The following is a 17,355-nucleotide window of genomic DNA, read 5'->3' on the forward strand; positions in this document are numbered from 1 at the left end:
TTGTTCCAATATGACAATGCGCCAATGCATGTTGATGTATACACCCGTGGTTAACGTCTTGCTAACGACACAGGCAGGCTACTCCCTCAAAGTGGCGGCATTATAAAGCCCGATCAAGCTCTGCCCTACCCGTGGATCACACCATCATCGTAAGCATCAACCGCAACCGACAGCCCTGTTGGCTATCACACTTGCGACAGCGTTCAGGTACACTCAGGTACCTAAAGTAATAATGCCAACAAGACCGAGATTTGTATGACGTACCCTATTGGCACACCCGGCACCCCCTGGGGCGAGACAGAAAAACAGCAATGGCTGGCACAGCAGTCCATCAAGCGCAGCTATATGGAAGAAGTTCTGGATAAGCTGGCCGCGCTGCCCGAGTACTGGCATATGGATAAGTACGGAGCGTTATCGATCGATCCCATGCGCTATCCCCTGTTTGTTATCAGGAACAGTTCCTTCGACGCGAATAAACCTACTGTGCTGATTACCGGTGGTGTTCACGGATATGAAACCAGTGGCGTACAAGGCGCGATCGGCTTTGCCATGCAGGCAGCTCAGCCTTATCTCGAACATTTTAATTTTGTGATTGCACCCTGTCTGAGTCCCTGGGGTTATGAAACCATTAACCGCTGGAACAGCGCCACATTTGACCCTAACCGTTCGTTCACGGCCAACAACCGGGGAGACACTGTCACAGTGGAAGAATCCGGCCTGTTAACCACCTGGCTGGATCAAAGCGGTTTGACCTTTCTGGCTCACTTTGACCTCCACGAAACCACCGATACCGATAACAGTGAGTTCCGTCCGGCGCTGGCGGCCCGGGATGCCATCGAACAAAAGAGCTGGAATATCCCTGACGGCTTCTATGGCGTGGGTGACAGCAGCAAACCGGAACCCGGTTTCCAGAAGGCCATTATTGATGCGGTCAGTCAGGTGACCCATATTGCCGATGCCGACGACAATAACCGGCTGATTGGCGAGCCTCTCGCTCAGTATGGGGTGATTAATATCCCTAAGGGATCACTGGGTCTGTGTGCCTCGGTCACCGATGCCCCTTATGTAACGACCACGGAAGTCTATCCCGATAGCCCACGCGCCACGGATGCCATCTGTATTGCCGCGCAGATAGCCGCTATTCAGGGTGGACTGGATTACCTGATCAAGAACAGGACCTGATGATCATTTTTGAAGGCGATAGCTTCAAAATCAGAGAACTCGAAGAAACCGATGCCGAGCCGCTGTTTACTAACTATCACAGCTGCCCGGTATCGGCTCGCTATGTCTCGACTCGAGTTCATATTGATACGGATCAGACGTTGCAGGCTATTCGCCGCTGGCGGATGCACTACCGGAAAGAGAATCCATCCCTGCTGGTATATGGCATAACCACCGAACACACCGATGAACCGGTTGGTGTGCTGGTTCTGGTATGGCAGACAGATCATGCAGAGATTCACTTTGGCTTATCGTCAGCCTGTTCCGGAAAGGGTCTGGCAACCAAGGTTTGCAGTGCTGGCCTGAAATTACTGCACAGTAAAGGCGTTCGAGATGTACGCACTCAGCCTTATATTGGCCATAAGGCCAGCATCCGGGTGCTGAAAAAGTGCAGCTTTGTGGATCACGGGCGGTTAAAACAGCACGCGCCATTTCCTGCCCTTGGGGATGGTTTGTTTGATTGTGCAGATATGCGCCTGCAGCTTGAACCAGCAAACACTGGTTCAAGCTGCAGGACTGAGAATAGCAATCGCTGCTAGCTATCGCGCGACATTACCAGCCACATTCAGAGCATCCCAGGTACGGGCAAACGGCGGGGCGTAACAAAGGTCAAGATAACCCAGCTGGGTTGTCGTCATTCCGGCAGTGATGGCGGCAGCCAGCACATTCACCCGGCCTATGGCCCCTTTCTTGCTGATAATCTCACCACCCAGCAATACTTTGGTGTCCGGCTGGTAAACCAGTTTAATGGCAATATCTTCCTGACCGGGATAATAATCAGTCTGGTTCTTATCCCGAATCACCGATGTCTTCACCGGAAGGTTATGCTCACTGGCCAGCAGTTCATTAACCCCGGTACAGGCCAGCTCATAATCCAGTACTTTCAAACACGAAGACCCCAGGAACCCTTCCAGCACGGTTTCCTTGCCCGCCAGATGATCAGCCATCATCCGCGCCTGTTTGTTCGCCGTTGTGGCAAGAGGCAGAAACACCGGCTGCTCTAACGACAGGTGATGCACAATAGCGCAATCCCCGACGGCATAAACCGATGCATCTTCTGTCGCACCAAATTTATCAACCAGCAGCGCACCATTGGCCAGCTTGGGCAGATCAAACAATTCAGTATTGGGGCGGAACCCCAGCGACAGAATCACCAGATCGGCCTCAATGTCACCGGAACAGGTTTCGATAACATAACCATTCTGGTGATCCTTAATCCCCGACACTGTACAGCATGTACGCAGATCACCACCCGCCTCACGTACTCCCTGTTCTACCACCTCAATCAGCTCTACACTGAACTGGCGACTAAGAATGCGTTCTTCCCGCTCAATAACCGTAACCTGCTTGCCCAACTCAAAAGCGGCATCAAACATTTCCATGCCGATATAACCGCCACCAATAATACAAACCCGCTGGATTTCAGGTTTCTGCAGGGCGGCCTTCAGGGCCAGACCATCTTCCAGACTGGTCAGAGTAAAGACATTCGTGGGGTCATAGTCACCAAAGTCAGGCACAATCGGCCGGGCGCCGGTGCAGATCAGCAATCGGTCATAGTCGATCACAGCCTCTTCTCCCTGCACACGTACTTTCACGGTTTTACCGGCCCGGTCCAATGCTACTACTTCGGTTTCCAGACGGATATCCAGACCTGATTGAATGGCCTGCTCAGGCGTACGGGAAATCATTCGTGAGGTGTCGTCAAACAAACCGCCGGCAAAATACGGCAACCCGCAACCGCCAAACGAGATGTAATCCCGCCTTTCAATCACAATCACCTCATGGTCCGGACAGTTGCGCTTGCACTTGGCGGCAAAACTCATCCCGGCAGCATTGCCACCGATCACAACCACTTTCATTGGGTTCAATCCATCAATAGAGACAAAGAGTTAAATCTGGCTGGCGGCAGTATCATCGACCCGGGTATTAAACAGCTTCAGATCCAGTGTTCTGTTGCTGCGCCCGGTCAGAACCCCCGCCAGCATAGAGCCAGAGATATTCAGCGCGGTACGGGCCATATCGATCAGGGCTTCAATCGACACGAGAATAGCCACAACCGTAATATCCAGCCCCATAATGGTCAGTACGGCCACGGCTGCAAAGGTGGCACCACCACCTACACCGGCGATACCAAACGAGGCGATGGCAATCACTACAATTAACTGAACCACAAAGCTGACATCAACCGGGATATCCATTACCTGTGCCGCCATAATGGCCAGCATGGCAGGATAAATACCGGCACAACCGTTCTGGCCGATGCTGGTACCGAAGGTGGCCGAGATATTGGCTGTCTCTTCATCCACTCCCAGCTGACGGGTCTGGGTTTCTACGTTCAGCGGGATCGCCGCCATACTGGAGCGGGAGCCAAAACCAAACACCAGCACCGGCCAGATCTTCTGAGCAAACGACACCGGTGACAGACCGAATATCGCCACAAACACCAGATGTACGACAAACATCACCCCGATCGCAACATAGCTGGCCAGCAGGAAGCGGCCCATCTCTGCCAGGGCAAACAGATCATTGGTCATCATAAAGCTGGTCATCAGGGCAAATACGCCATAAGGAGTCAGCTTGAGAATTTCCCGCACCATCGACAGCACCGCTTCACGGGCCGCATTAATAAAAGCAATAAGGGGCTCAACCTTTTCCGGCTTACGACGCTTGACCTGCAGTATGCTGTAACCCAAAAACATCCCGAACAACACCGTCGACAATGTTGAGGTTCTCTGGCTGCCAGTCAGCATATCGAAGATATTGGCCGGAATGATCGACAACACCAGTCCACCAATGCCCTGATTCTCCATCGCGGCCTGCGTGGACAGCAGCGTCTCATCCCGGGCCAGCACAGCACTGTTGACACCCACAGTACGAACCAAAGCCTGTGCATCTACACCGAAGATATAAATGCTGGCGATACCGACAACGGCAGAGATCATCACCGTGACCATCAACACCCCGATAACCCGTGGTGCTATACGGGACAGTGCACCGCCACCATCGACATTCATAATCGATGAAATCATCGCCACGAACACCAGTGGGATGACAATCATCTGCAGCAGCTTAACGTACCCTTTGGCGAATACGGCAATCAGGCTGGCAAACTGGCCAAGCCCGGTATCCGTCAATCCGAGTGTTAGCTGGATCAGGCCACCAAACACCAGACCACCGACCAGCGCGCTGAGTACACGGGTATTAAAGCTCTTCTTTTGCGCCTTTAACCGGCCCAGAAGCCAGTAAAAGCCAAAGAACAGAACACTTAAAAGCAGAAAGGTCAGACTCATAACGTCCCCCTGTTAAGACGACAGCCAACTTCCGTTGACACTTCGCCAGTTAAGACGTTGAGAAAAGGAAAAAGACGCAAATTTAAACAATCGAAGACTGACGGCATGGCGCGCAAAACACCCCATGCCGTTTTGGTTTAAGGCAGCAGTGTAGCCAGAGAATCCGCAGCGCCCATACCACTATGAACACCACCTTCGGCCACCGTCGAAGGTTTACTGCGGATCAGGTAACCAGCGTAGCCGTTATCATCGGTGGCCGCTTGTCCATCTATATGCACAGTAAAGATACCTAGTTCACTGATCAGGTCATCCACCACCATGGCATCCCCTTTGCGCACCAACAGAGCAGAACGGGGGCGAGCCGCCGGACGCAGACGTCGCATCAACGACCAGGCGCTGTACTCTTCAGGCTGGAGCTGTTCAAGGCGGGGCTGGATATCCTGATCAAAAACACAGTGACCACCGCCCTCACCCTGATTCTTGAGTACCCATAAACCACTGTCTTGTGAACGGAACCACTCCGCTGACTCAGCATTCACCGGGATCATTTCACCCAGATAGGTCTTCACCAGTTCTGCTTCATCGATGGCGAGGCCAAAGCGGGTCAACTCTGCAGCCGGCATGGTCGTCAATAGCATCTGCACCCGCTTACAGGTCGCCAGCTGCTGGCCGACTGTTGCATTAATTGCCACCCGATGACGTTCCATAAAAGCACGGGTCTGGATCAGGGTTTCGCAGCAGGCCTGCTCAATCAGGTCATTCGCCAGATAATCACAGTACTGGTAGCCGGCCCGCAGATAGATAGCATCCACACCACCATGGTCACGCAACAACAGGCGGCCGTTTTCTCCACTACTGAGCTGCTCATGGAGTTGGCGGAAGGTTCTGCGTAATGTTCTTACGCCGGCATTGCGCAGCCCTTCTTCAAGCAGATGCTGGTCGTAAACATTATCCTCACCCTCCTGCACCACCATCAAAAACAGTGGTTTTTCACTGTCATTAAACTCCCGCTGCACCTGAAATGCGGCTTTGGCGACGGCAAACGACAACTGGGCAATAGCCGGATTATTCACCAGTGCGACGCTATCAGACGGTGCCCACTGATTGAAGACCGCCGGAAAGTTCTCCTGCAGGAAGCGATGTAACTGATGAGCCCGCTGACCGAAAGGTCCCATACCAGCGGCAATACCATTAAATTCAATAATCCTTGGCCCCAGCTCACTGTCGTCCATAAAGTCGGAGCGCATAAACAGCAGTGGTACTCTTTTCACCGGCTGGCTGTGAATCTCCTTGTGCAGATCCACCAGCTGACCGAAGAAAGCATCACCACTGGCGATAGGCGCCATGGCTTGCTGCAGAAAGTCATAATCTTCGGAAACACCATGAATCAGCTTGCCCAAAAGCGGTGCGGCACTTTTCAACTCATCAAACCGTTTCCGGTCAATCAGAGTCGGTGCCAGACTGAAGGCACAATGGGTGGCCACACCCGGGCCGGTCTTCAGGGCAAAGCCATGCTGCAGGGCCCATTCGATCGCTTCCTGGATCACCGGAGCATGTTCATGGGGAATAGTGGTCATAGTCCTTGACTCCATAACATCATTGGTATGGTACATAATCATCTGCCTTAGGCGCTCTGCAGCTGCTCTTCCATCTGCTGGGAAAGGTAGAGTTCGCGGTAGGATCCAGCCTGATTGATCAGTTCGGCATGGGTGCCTCGCTGAACAATACGGCCTTTGTCCATCACCAGAATCTGATCGGCGTCCTGAATCGTCGACAGTCTATGGGCAATAGCCACTGTCGTCCGCCCTTCCCGCAGGGTAATCAGTGCCTCTTTAATAGCCTGCTCCGTTTCACCATCAATATTGGCGGTGGCTTCATCCAGCAACAGAATGCGCGGGTCCTGGGCAACAGTGCGGGCAAAAGACAGTAACTGCCGCTCACCGGTGGAGAGGGACTGGCCACCAGCGGCCGGAACATGATCAAACTGGCCGGGCAAGCGACTGATAAAGCGATTGGCATGTACCTTCTCAGCCGCCAGTCGGGCCTGTTCCGGACTGATTGCTGAGTTGCCGAGAATAATATTGTCAGTCAGCGAGCCGGTAAAGATATAAGGCTCCTGAAACACCAGACCAATGCTCTGGCGCAGGTGTTCTTCGTCCAGAGTTTCCAATGGCTGACCATCCACCAATATTTCGCCACCCTGCCAGGGATAAAAGCGCATCAACAAATTAATCAGTGAGCTTTTACCGCTGCCGCTGTGACCGACAATAGCGGTGAACTGCCCAGCTTCCACAGTAAAGCTGACATCATCCAGAGCCTTGTGGCGGCCATCATAACTGAGGCTGACATGACGGAACTCCAGACGGCCGGCCGTTGCCGTCTGCTCATTGCGTCTTGGTGGTGCGGCCTCAGGCGTTTCATCCAGCACTGCAAATACCCGTTCAGAGGCGACCAGAGCCTGCTGGAGATTACCCAACTGCTGGGCAATCTGGCGGAACGGCTCGAAGAACCGGGCCAGATAATTGATAAACGCATAGATGGTGCCGACTTCCACGGTCGTGTAGCCGGCTTTCCAGCCAAACCAGCCAACAATGCCGGCCAGCGCCAGGGTTTGTACCAGGTTACCGAACGGCATCAGCAGCAGACTGTTGACGTTAATCTCTTGTCTGCGCAGATCACGCCAGCCCTGATTACTGCCGGCGAATTCACCGCGCAGCTCCTGCTCACGGTTGGCCGCCTGGATTACCCGCATATTGGCCAGAGATTCACCCAGCAGAGTATTGATATCCGCCAGCCGGGCCCGCACGCCATGAACGACGGGATGACTGTATTTCTGGTAAAGATGCATGCTGAACAGCAGCACCGGCACAATAATCATCACCAGCAACATCAGCCGCAGATCCAGCAAAGCCAGGGCAATAAAAATACCCACCAGCTTCATACCACCCCGAAGAATGGCCGGAAGTACGCCAACATACATCTGCCGGATTACTTCCGAATCATTGGTCAGGCGTGAAACCAGACGCCCCATAGGCTCACTGTCGAAATAACGCATCGGCAGTGTCAGCAGATGAGCAAACACCTTCTGACGAATATCATGAATCACTTCCAGAGCATTGTTATTAAAGATAATTGACTGGAAGTACTGAAAGATGGACGCACCAACATACGTCAATGTCAGTGCACCACCGAGCCATGCCAAAGTGCTCATGTCCTGATGGCTGGCACCAATATACTGGTCGAGGATAATCTTCATTACCCAGGGTGAAGCCATCTCAAAGCAGGTGGCAATCACCAATAGAACAAAGGCAGTCACAAAGCCGCGACGATAAGGCCGTCCCCAACCCAGCAGGTTGTGCAGGCCCTGATAACGGGATAACAGTTTCATGGTGCCTCCTGCACAGGACTCACGGCCTTTTCACTTTCCACAGCGACCAGCGGCTGCAGTTCCAGGCTGCGTGCCTGCTGGCGGAAGATACGGGCATACCAGCCGGCATGTTCAAGTAATTGCTGGTGCGTGCCCTGTTCGAGAATACGACCATCTTCGAGTACCAGTATCTGGTCAGCACGAATCAGTTCCGGCAGACGCTGGGTAATCAGCAGTACGGTTTTATGGCCGTGAAGGGCATGAAGATTTTTAAGGATGGTCGCTTCGGTCTTCATATCCAGCGCACTGAATGCGTCATCCAGCAACAGGATCGGGTGATCGGCCAGAAACGCTCGGGCCAGAGCTATACGTTGCTTCTGGCCGCCAGAAAGGCTGATGCCATTTTCTCCCAGCAGCGTGTTATAACCGTCCTGAAAAGCCATGATCTCATCATGAATCGCCGCCAATCTGGCCGCCTTTTCAATATCAGTCTGACTAGCATTGATGTTGTAAAAGGCAATATTGCTGGCAATGGTGCCGGTAAACAGCGTGGCCACCTGAGGTACCCAGGCTATTTGGCTGCGCAAGGCCTGCAATTGAATATTGTCGATATTGTTTCCGCCGAGGGTGATGGAAGAATCCTCCGGCAAATTGAACTCCCGCAACAACAACCGGAACAGACTGCTCTTGCCACTGCCGGTGCGGCCAGTGATACCAACAAACTGACCACTACCCACAGAGAGCCTGATATTCTCCAGTACCGTTCGTGCCGGATTGAGCTCTTCACTCTCCGCAGGAAAAGCTTCGGGATAGGCAAAGGCTTGAATATCAAAATGAAGATCATGACGGGTGGGTGCCGGAACCGCATCCGGCTTATCGGCGATGTCAGGCGTAACAGACATTAACCGCTCCAGCCTTTTCCACGAGGCACTGCCACGCTGGAACAGACTGAACTGCCAGCCCAGCTGCATCATCGGCCACAATAGCTGCCCTAGATAGAGGGTAAAGGTCGTCAACATTCCGATGGTCATCTCACCATCCTGAATCAGCCAGGCACCGCCCATCAGTGCGATCACAAAGGCGAGACCAAAGAAGATATTTACGCTGGGCATAAACAACGCTTCCACATGCCCGACACTGCGATTCGCTTCAACCGTGCGGCGGGATTGCTGGAAGAAACGTTCACTTTGCCGTTTATTCAGCTGATGGGCCCGTACAGCCCGAATACCGGCAACCGTCTCTCTGGCTTCTTCATTCAAATCAGAGAACCGGGCCTGGGCCTGACCAAAGTGCTTGTGCATCTGGGTGCCGTAGCGGCTGGTAATCCAGGCCAGTGCCGGAAAAGGCACCAGTACCATCAGGGTCAGCTTGCCACTGACCAGCACCACCATTGCCACAAGCACTGTCACCCCGGCAATAATGGAGTCCACCAACGTCATAATGCCATCGCCGACACAGGCCTCGACCGCATTCAAATCGTTGGTGGCGTGAGCCATCAGATCACCGGTGGTATGACGCTGATAGAAGCTGGGCGACATGCGGGTAAAGTGGGCGAACAGCTGATCCCGCTGCTCCCTGACAATATCGACAGATGCTCCATAAAGCAGTGAACGCCAAAGAAAGCGAAAGCCATAGATCAGAAAAGCTGTCACCAGAATACCGCCAATGGCGAGGCCCAACTCTTCGGGGTACAGGCTGTCAGTGGTGATTTCATCCACCACCCAGCCAATCAGCCAGGGTGGCAACTGGTTGAGTACAGCTACCAGCTGCAGGCAGAGAAAGGCGAACAGATACTGTTTCCAGTACGTTCGGATAATAAAACGCATTTTCCATAACAGGGACATAGGCAGTAACGTCTCTCCCCTGCCGACAGATCACCAATACGACCGGTCATTGGGGGATGATTAATTCAATTCACTGCTATGGAGACGCTGGACAACAGAAAAGGACGCAAAAAATTTAAGGCGTACAGCTGCGTTGACTGTCACGAGGATAATAATCTGTCACACCGCTACGGCCTACCTCAATCGCACAGCAGTCCGTATAACGCTCCCGCAATTTGACCCGTGCACGCTGTATACGACTCTTGGCTGCTGTCAGGGACAACCCCAACTGCTCAGCCACCTGTTTCTGAGTAAAGCCATCCAGTTCAGCCAACTGCAACGGCAGGCGGTATTTATCAGGCAGTTCATCCATCAAAGGCTGGAGGCATTCAACCAGACCGCTATACACCTGTTCAGATTCATCTTCGACCGGTGCCTCAAGATAGTCCGGCAGCTCTTCCCAGGGCTTCTGCTGCCGGAAGTGATCCATGATGGTGTTATACGCAATACGATACAGCCAGCCGCCCATACTCTCTTCCGACTTCAGCGTGTGCTGACGGGTATGTGCCTTAAAGTAGACCTCCTGCAAGATGTCATCCACTGCCGAGAGATCATCCACCTTGCTGATGATATAAGCCCTTAGTCGTTCTTTATGGGCATCCCAGTGTGCTTCCATCAATCGTTCACTCAATACCAACAAGCTCTAAAAAAGCGCAATTAAACGCCAGAATAATATTCTTGCCCAGAAAAATAATTTTGCGTCCTTTTTCTGTTTTTCCCGTCATCTCTGTATTGGATTAGATGGCACATGCTATGTCTCACATTTTTACCCGACGCCTGTCGGCCCTGTCCCGGTTACCGGCCAGTCATACGTCACTGTTTCATCATGGTCTGGAAAAAGAAGCCCTGCGGGTGAATCCTGAGCTGGCCCTGTCTCAGACTCCCCATCCTCCCGCCTTGGGAGCGGCTCTGACGCATCCGTCGATTACTGTCGATTACTCCGAAGCCATGCTGGAGTTTGTTACCGGTGTACACGCCACCCCGGAACAGACGTTGGCAGAACTGGCTGAACTGCACATGGTGGCACAGTCCAGTCTGTCTGAAGGAGAGCTGCTTTGGCCAACCAGTATGCCAGCAGTGCTACACGGCGATGAGCAGGTACCTGTCGCCCAGTTCGGGAACTCCAATGCCGGACAGTTCAAACATATTTACCGGCTCGGTCTGGGGCATCGCTACGGCCGCGCCATGCAGACCATTGCGGGTATTCATTACAACCTGTCGCTGGATGACCAATTCTGGCAGGCACTGCAGCAAGCCGACCAGAGCCAAACTCTCTCCCTGCAAGCGTTCAAGGATCAAGGATATTTCTCCCTGATCCGAAATTACCGCCGCTACGCCTGGCTGATCTCCTATCTGCTTGGTGCGTCCCCGGCCATGGATAAGAGTTTCTTTAACGGCAAAGAGCCTGCGGGCCTGCAGAGTCTGGATAAGCACACCCTCTATCTGCCCTGGGCAACATCCCTGCGAATGAGTGATTTGGGTTACACCAGTTCCGCACAGGCCAGCCTGCCTATGCCGTACAATGCTCTGGACACCTATATCTCTACCCTGCGTCAGGCGACATCAACTCCCTACCTGCCTTATCAGAGCATTGGCATCCAGCAGGATGGTAGCTACCGTCAGCTCAACAGCCATCTGCTGCAGATAGAAAACGAGTTTTACAGCATTATCCGTCCGAAGCGAGTTATGCAATCAGGAGAGAAACCGACCGATGCGCTGGAAGCCCGGGGCGTGGAATATCTGGAAGTCCGCAATCTGGATATTAATCCGCTACTGCCGCTGGGTATGGATACAGAGCAGGCTTACTTTCTGGATACCTTCCTGATCTACTGCCTGTTGCAGGGCAGCCCTGCTCTGACCGACAGCGAATATCAGCAAACCCTGCACAACTTTGCCCTCAGCGTAAAAGAAGGCCGTCGTCCGGGATTAATGTTGATCGATGGCGACCAGAGCCGCAGCCTGCAAGACTGGGGACAGGCATTGCTCAAGGCCATGCAACCGGTTGCCGACTGGCTGGATAGTCTGCACGGTCATAACCGCTTTAGCGGGAGCCTGGTACAACAGAAGAACAACCTCACTAACCCGGAACTCACACCTTCGGCACAGATTCTGAAAAAACTGCAACAAGGCCAAAGCTTCCGGGATTTCTCAGCTTCGCAGGCCAGAGACTTTACCCAGCACCACCTTGCGCAACCACTCGCCATTGAACGTCAGGCACTGTATGCCCGATTGGCGGAACAGTCGCACCAGCAGCAGGCAACTATCGAGGCTAGTGACACGCAGGACTTCGCCAGTTACCTGCATAATTACTTCGCCAGCCCACTGCTTGAACCCGCCGCCTGAACATTATGAAATAGCAATCGGGGTATTCTACGGAATACCCCGAAAGAGATACGAATAAAGCACCACTCCCTCGCCTTATATCAATATTTGTACAAAGGCTCCCGTTATATCATCCCCCATCACCCCATTTTTTCTGTTCGCAAGGACCACACGATGCTTGATTTTCAATTCAGCTGCCCGACCAAGATTATTTTTGGTAAAGACAGCGAACAACAGCTCGGTTCCCAGATCAGCCTGTATGGCCGTAAGGTTCTGCTCCACTACGGCGGTGGCAGTGTCATTAAAAGCGGCCTGCACCAGCGGGTCATTAACACTCTGGCTGAAGCCGGTGTTGAAGTCGTTGAGCTGTCGGGTGTACAGCCTAATCCGCGCCTGTCGCTGGTTCGGGAAGGGGTCGCACTGTGCAAAGAGCACAACATTGACTCTATTCTCGCAGTGGGTGGTGGCAGTGTGATCGATTCCGCCAAAGCGATTGCCGCCGGCACCTGTTACGAAGGTGATGTCTGGGATTTCTTTACCGGTAAGGCGCAACTGAGCGAAGCCCTGCCTCTAGGTGTGATCCTGACCATTCCAGCGGCCGGCAGCGAGTCCAGCTCCGGAACGGTAATCACCAATGAAGATGGTTGGCTGAAGCGCTCCATGGGCGGCGAGATTCTGCGTCCGAAGTTCGCGATTATGAACCCGGAACTCACCTACTCCCTGCCGCCATATCAGACCGCCTGTGGTATCGTCGATATGATGGCCCATATTCTGGAACGTTACTTCTCTAACACTGAAAGTGTGGAACTGACCGACCGCCTTAGCGAAGCCGCCCTGACCACCATTATCAATAACGCTCCCAAGGTGCTGGACAACGCGGAAGACTATGATGCCCGCGCCGAGATCATGTGGGCCGGTACGCTGGCCCATAACGGTTTGATGGGCACCGGCCGTGAAGGTGACTGGGCATCCCACCAGATCGAGCATGAGCTGAGTGGTATTTACGATATCGCTCACGGTGCAGGTCTGGCGATTGTCTTCCCGGCCTGGATGAAGTTCTGTCAGCGCGTAAACCCTAGCAAGCTGGCGCAGTTTGCCGAGCGAGTTATGGGTGTTCCCGCTGATTTTGATGGCGATATCGCGCTCGAAGGTATTGCCCGCTTTGAAACCTTCCTGCGTTCCCTGGCCATGCCGGTGCGCCTGAGCGAAGCGGATATTGATAACCGCCACTTTGAAGAGATGGCCACCAAGTGTATTGGTGATGGTCTGCTGGGCAACTATGTACAGCTGTCCCGTTTCGATATTGTTGAGATTTACAAGCTGGCTCAATAAGCCTTCCTGTTAAAAACAAAAAAGCCATCCATTCAGCAACTGGATGGCCTTGATTCCCTAATGGCTTACAGTGAACTCCCTCAGAACACGACAAGCAGATAAACTCAAAAACAACTCGGTCTCACACAATCAGAACGCCTCACCTCTTTCATCCGTATAAGCCATCACATTTTTTAGATTTTAGGGCCTGGATCTTTGAAAGCAAAACTCGTGAAAAGTTGCATCATCATAACTGTTATTCGCAACCGGGAATTGCTTGACTAGTATTGCCACATCCCCAATCAAACCGAATTCTTCGTATGCTGTTTTCAACTCTGCGACTTGGCTCACTCACTCTGGCCAACCGTATTGCCATGGCACCGATGACCCGCTCCCGTGCCTCAGAACCCGGCTACCTGGCCAATGCTATGATGAGGGATTATTATGCTCAGCGTGCCAGTGCCGGCCTGATCATTTCAGAAGGTGTTCCCGTTTCCGAACAAGGGCGTGGTTTCTCCTTCACTCCAGGGCTTTATACCGCCGAGCAGGTCGAATCCTGGAAGCCTGTGACTGAAGCCGTCCATCAACGGCATGGGCATATTTTTGCCCAGATCTGGCATGTCGGTCGTACAACCCATACTGCCATTACCAATGGTGCCCAGCCGATTTCGTCATCTCCAGTTTCGGGCGTCAATATGGCCTTTGGTCCTCTACCGGAAGGCGGCTATGGTTTTCTAAAGACGGATATCCCTCGGGAAATGACGACCGAAGATATTCGCATGGTTATTCATCAATTTGTCGATGCTGCCAGAAATGCTATCGAAGCGGGTTTCGATGGCGTTGAGATTCATGGTGCCAATGGTTATCTGGTTGAGCAGTTTCTGCACCTTGCCAGCAACAAGCGCACGGATGAATATGGCGGCTCGGTTGAGAACCGTATCCGCTTTGCCAGGGAGCTGGTTGAAGCCGTGGCTGACGCGATTGGTGCAGAGCGCACGGCTCTGCGTCTCTCTCCCCACATGACGATCGATCACCCTGCCGACGATCCAGAGATGCCAAAGACTGTCATAGCCCTGCTCAAGACACTTGATCCTCTGGGTATTGCCTACATTCATTTTTCCGAAAATGTTATGAATGTGCAGGAACGAACGGATGATTTTCGTCAGCAAGTACGGGATGTATTCCACAGCCCTGTAATAATTGCCGGACGCTACAGCAAAGAGACAGCGGAAGCTGAACTTCAGAGTGGTCTGGTTGATATGGTTGCCTTCGGCGAGCCGTATATTGCTAACCCGGATCTAGTTTATCGCTTTCGCCATAATCTGACCCTGAATGAAGGTCATCGGGAAACCTATTACGGCGGGGATGAACATGGCCTGACAGACTATCCCGTACTTGATCCGATGGTGTTCAGTCAGGATCCACTGAACGAAGAACTGGAAGCGTTTATTACCCAATATTTTCGGACATTTGACCAGCGAGTTCCCTTTGCCGAACTGACGGCAAACTTTGACTGGAGTGATCTGATATACACCTCTGGTGATTTGCGCATTACCAAGGAGGGGGAATACCGTCGCTTTTATGAACAGGCATCACAGCAGTTTCATAACAGTGTTCACGAGTTCCGCAACCTGAGAATAAGCCGTAAGACTCCATCAAGTGTGGACTTCAGCATTGATGTCAGTTTCTATGCGGATCAGATGCCAGAGCCCCTTACGCCAATAGAGGTTCATGGACGAATAGACATCACCGCTGTTCGTAAAGATAACCGCTGGTTATTTAGCCGCTGCAATATTGTGTCGGAAGCCCAGTCGTAACGTCACAGGGACAGGCACTTCACTGATAAATAAATCCCGCCATCCCTGACATAAAGGATGGCGGGATTTATTTTACATCTATTGATTTGTGCTTTTCAAAAGGCCTCTGCCGAACTCACCAGCTTCATTCTGGTTGATACCGCATTCAGCGCTATCAGATGCAGCAGCTCAGTCACCGTCGTACAAAGATCGGACACGATAGCCACATCATACTTCTCAGCAGCTTTGGATATAGATGTATGGGTGACACAGTTCTGGGTCATCATGCCACACACCAGAAGCTTCTCTATGCCGTACTTATGCAAAACATTTTCAAGATGGGTTTCATGAAAACCATCAGCATAATGTTTCACCACCACATGGGCATCGGGAGCAGCTTCCATAATAGGTGCCACAATTTCAGCACCATGGGTACCTTCATTGAAAAATGGCGACAAACCCTGATTAGGATCGGCAATATGCTGAATATGAACAGGAAGTATGCCTTTGGCCTTTGCCTTTCCTATCGCGGTGACAATCTTGTCTCTTATTTCATCGGCCTGCCACAGTGGATAGGCTCCACCAGGAAAGTAGTCATACTGCAGATCAATAATTAACAGCGCGGTATTACTCATAACAAAACTCCACGACAGGGTATGTGTTACAGGTACAGCCCAAACCAGCGTGCGGTCTGCTCAACAGCAATCCCGACTTCTTTGGGCTGATCATAGAAATAAAACTGATGTATGGGCGGCTGAAGATCAGTCTCAACCCAGAACAGTTCTTTATCCTTACCGTTGGTTTGATTGAAGTATTTGCGGGTGTAGTCCGGTAGAACCGCACCATCGGAATGAACCATAAGCAATGGTTGGGTTAATGCCGGTGCTGAGGGCATGGGGTCGAGTGTCAGCCAGTCTTCCCAGCTCATCACAGCAAACTTGTCAGCACTCCAGTTGGGTACAGCCCCTCGGGCCGGATTCAGATAATAGTCATAGGGTCCATACATCGCCGCTGTTGGATCGGTTTCTGAAACACTGGCGATGTAGTCAACCTCACCGGTTTCGGCATATTTCTTTTTGGCAGCCCGGGCCTGGGCAATTTTATCCTCTACCCCAGCTTCCCCTCCGTAGACCATCTTCACGGCTTCGGCATCCTGCAACCAGGACGCCACAGTTGCCACAGCTTTAACCCGGTCATCCTGAGAGCTGGCTATCAGGGTATACATGGAACCGGCACAGATCCCCAGCGTACCTATTCGATCAGCATCAACATCTGCCCGGGTTTGCAGATAAGTGATCGCATTTTTAATATCGATAACCTTCTGATCCGGATGCTCATAAAAGCGGGGTTCGCCTTCACTCTCCCCGAAATTGCTGAAATCAAACGCCAGACAAATAAAGCCCCACTCGGCCAGATGTCGGGCATACAGACCGGCCATCTGCTCCTTCACTGTGGTCCAGCTGCCGGAAACAACCAGTGTCGGGTACTTTTTATGGGGATCATAATCCGGAGGCTCATACAGATTACCCACCAGCTGATGACCACTACTCTCAAACGTCACCCTTTCCATAACGAATCCGCCCCTAATGAACCTGACTGGAAACCTGCTGAAGAAACTCCAGATTGCCTTTCTGCCCATGGACAATCAGTGTCATCTGGATAATCAGCCATTGTCCGTTAACCCGCTCCAGCAAATGCTGGTACCGACCATAACAGTCCCAACCTTCCAGTCCTGGCAGTTCATGGCAGGCATAGACATGGCACTCACTTTCGGCTTTATCGCCCTGAACCTCGACCTCAAAGTTGGACACCATATGGTGGGTTAAAACCCGCTCCAGCAACTCCTGCCACCCATGCACAAGATCAGATGAGGAAATGTCCGCACCGGGCTGGCCGTTCAGGCTGGAGTAATCAACAAACACCGTATCAGCAAACTGCACACGGGCATCAGACCAGCGTTTACTGTCTATGGCATTTACCATCCGGGTAATGGCCTGGGCCACCTGCCACTGCGCAATCACTTCATGCGCTTCGCTCATCACGCACCTCGCCATCAATGATTTAACGAATGCAGAACCGGAATAAACATAGCAGTCTGTCGCTCAGTTATCGGAACGATTGTTGATGGAAAAGACAAACACCATAGTCTTTACTACTCGTCTCGG

The 17,355-nt window shown here is 52.4% G+C and carries 14 protein-coding genes; 5 read left to right on the forward strand and 9 right to left on the reverse strand.

The genetic code is table 11. The features are described 5' to 3' along the window. Positions 1-255: 255 nt before the first annotated feature. Both EHSB41UT_RS22570 and EHSB41UT_RS22575 read left to right on the forward strand, forming a co-directional pair. Positions 256-1,182, forward strand: coding sequence for a M14 family metallopeptidase (locus tag EHSB41UT_RS22570; RefSeq protein WP_087113130.1), 927 nt, complete (start codon positions 256-258; stop codon positions 1,180-1,182). Next, positions 1,182-1,760, forward strand: a complete 579-nt coding sequence (locus tag EHSB41UT_RS22575; protein WP_207626738.1) for a GNAT family N-acetyltransferase — start codon at positions 1,182-1,184, stop codon at positions 1,758-1,760. Before EHSB41UT_RS22570 ends, EHSB41UT_RS22575 begins: the two co-directional genes overlap by 1 nt. On the opposite strand, the gene EHSB41UT_RS22580 is transcribed toward EHSB41UT_RS22575, so the two are convergent. The 6 genes from EHSB41UT_RS22580 to sigZ all read right to left on the reverse strand — a co-directional run bounded on the left by EHSB41UT_RS22580 (position 1,761) and on the right by sigZ (position 10,377). Next, positions 1,761-3,080: a CoA-disulfide reductase gene (locus tag EHSB41UT_RS22580; RefSeq protein WP_087113131.1), complete on the reverse strand. Its 1,320-nt coding sequence runs from the start codon at positions 3,078-3,080 to the stop codon at positions 1,761-1,763. A 30-nt stretch (positions 3,081-3,110) separates the two neighbouring features. After that, positions 3,111-4,511, reverse strand: a complete 1,401-nt coding sequence (locus tag EHSB41UT_RS22585) for a cation:dicarboxylate symporter family transporter (RefSeq protein ID WP_087113132.1) — start codon at positions 4,509-4,511, stop codon at positions 3,111-3,113. A gap of 137 nt (positions 4,512-4,648) precedes the next feature. Continuing rightward, on the reverse strand, positions 4,649-6,088 hold the full coding sequence (locus EHSB41UT_RS22590; RefSeq protein WP_087113176.1) for a glutathione synthase: 1,440 nt from the start codon (positions 6,086-6,088) through the stop codon (positions 4,649-4,651). Positions 6,089-6,135: 47 nt separating this feature from the next. Continuing rightward, complete coding sequence (locus EHSB41UT_RS22595; RefSeq protein ID WP_087113133.1) at positions 6,136-7,899, reverse strand: ABC transporter ATP-binding protein; 1,764 nt, start codon at positions 7,897-7,899, stop codon at positions 6,136-6,138. Beyond that, positions 7,896-9,722 (reverse strand): ABC transporter ATP-binding protein, encoded by a 1,827-nt coding sequence (locus EHSB41UT_RS22600; RefSeq protein ID WP_087113134.1) that lies wholly within the window; start codon positions 9,720-9,722, stop codon positions 7,896-7,898. Before EHSB41UT_RS22600 ends, EHSB41UT_RS22595 begins: the two co-directional genes overlap by 4 nt. 115 nt (positions 9,723-9,837) lie before the next feature. Then, on the reverse strand, positions 9,838-10,377 hold the full coding sequence (sigZ, locus tag EHSB41UT_RS22605) for an RNA polymerase sigma factor SigZ (RefSeq protein ID WP_087113135.1): 540 nt from the start codon (positions 10,375-10,377) through the stop codon (positions 9,838-9,840). A 137-nt stretch (positions 10,378-10,514) separates the two neighbouring features. On the opposite strand from sigZ, the gene gshA reads away from it, so the two are divergent. The 3 genes from gshA (at position 10,515) to EHSB41UT_RS22620 (ending at position 15,211) form a co-directional block, all read left to right on the forward strand. Then, positions 10,515-12,104 carry a glutamate--cysteine ligase gene (gene gshA / locus EHSB41UT_RS22610; RefSeq protein ID WP_087113136.1) on the forward strand — a complete coding sequence of 530 codons (1,590 nt, stop codon included), beginning with the start codon at positions 10,515-10,517 and terminating at the stop codon, positions 12,102-12,104. Positions 12,105-12,257: 153 nt separating this feature from the next. After that, entirely contained in the window at positions 12,258-13,415 is a 1,158-nt protein-coding gene (locus tag EHSB41UT_RS22615) for an iron-containing alcohol dehydrogenase (RefSeq protein WP_087113137.1), read from the forward strand. A 299-nt stretch (positions 13,416-13,714) separates the two neighbouring features. Then, positions 13,715-15,211, forward strand: a complete 1,497-nt coding sequence (locus EHSB41UT_RS22620; protein ID WP_087113138.1) for an alkene reductase — start codon at positions 13,715-13,717, stop codon at positions 15,209-15,211. 95 nt (positions 15,212-15,306) lie between these two features. On the opposite strand, the gene EHSB41UT_RS22625 is transcribed toward EHSB41UT_RS22620, so the two are convergent. Genes EHSB41UT_RS22625 through EHSB41UT_RS22635 form a run of 3 tightly spaced genes read right to left on the reverse strand, consistent with a single transcriptional unit; the run spans position 15,307 to position 17,229 of the window. Beyond that, the gene (locus tag EHSB41UT_RS22625) at positions 15,307-15,825 is read right to left on the reverse strand and encodes a cysteine hydrolase family protein (RefSeq protein WP_087113139.1); all 519 of its coding nucleotides are present in this window, start codon (positions 15,823-15,825) and stop codon (positions 15,307-15,309) included. 26 nt (positions 15,826-15,851) lie between these two features. Further along, on the reverse strand, positions 15,852-16,760 hold the full coding sequence (locus tag EHSB41UT_RS22630) for an alpha/beta hydrolase (RefSeq protein ID WP_087113140.1): 909 nt from the start codon (positions 16,758-16,760) through the stop codon (positions 15,852-15,854). A gap of 13 nt (positions 16,761-16,773) precedes the next feature. Beyond that, entirely contained in the window at positions 16,774-17,229 is a 456-nt protein-coding gene (locus EHSB41UT_RS22635; RefSeq protein WP_165767378.1) for a nuclear transport factor 2 family protein, read from the reverse strand. Positions 17,230-17,355: the final 126 nt, after the last annotated feature.

Source organism: Parendozoicomonas haliclonae, from assembly GCF_900174585.1.
GTDB lineage: Bacteria > Pseudomonadota > Gammaproteobacteria > Pseudomonadales > Endozoicomonadaceae > Sansalvadorimonas > Sansalvadorimonas haliclonae.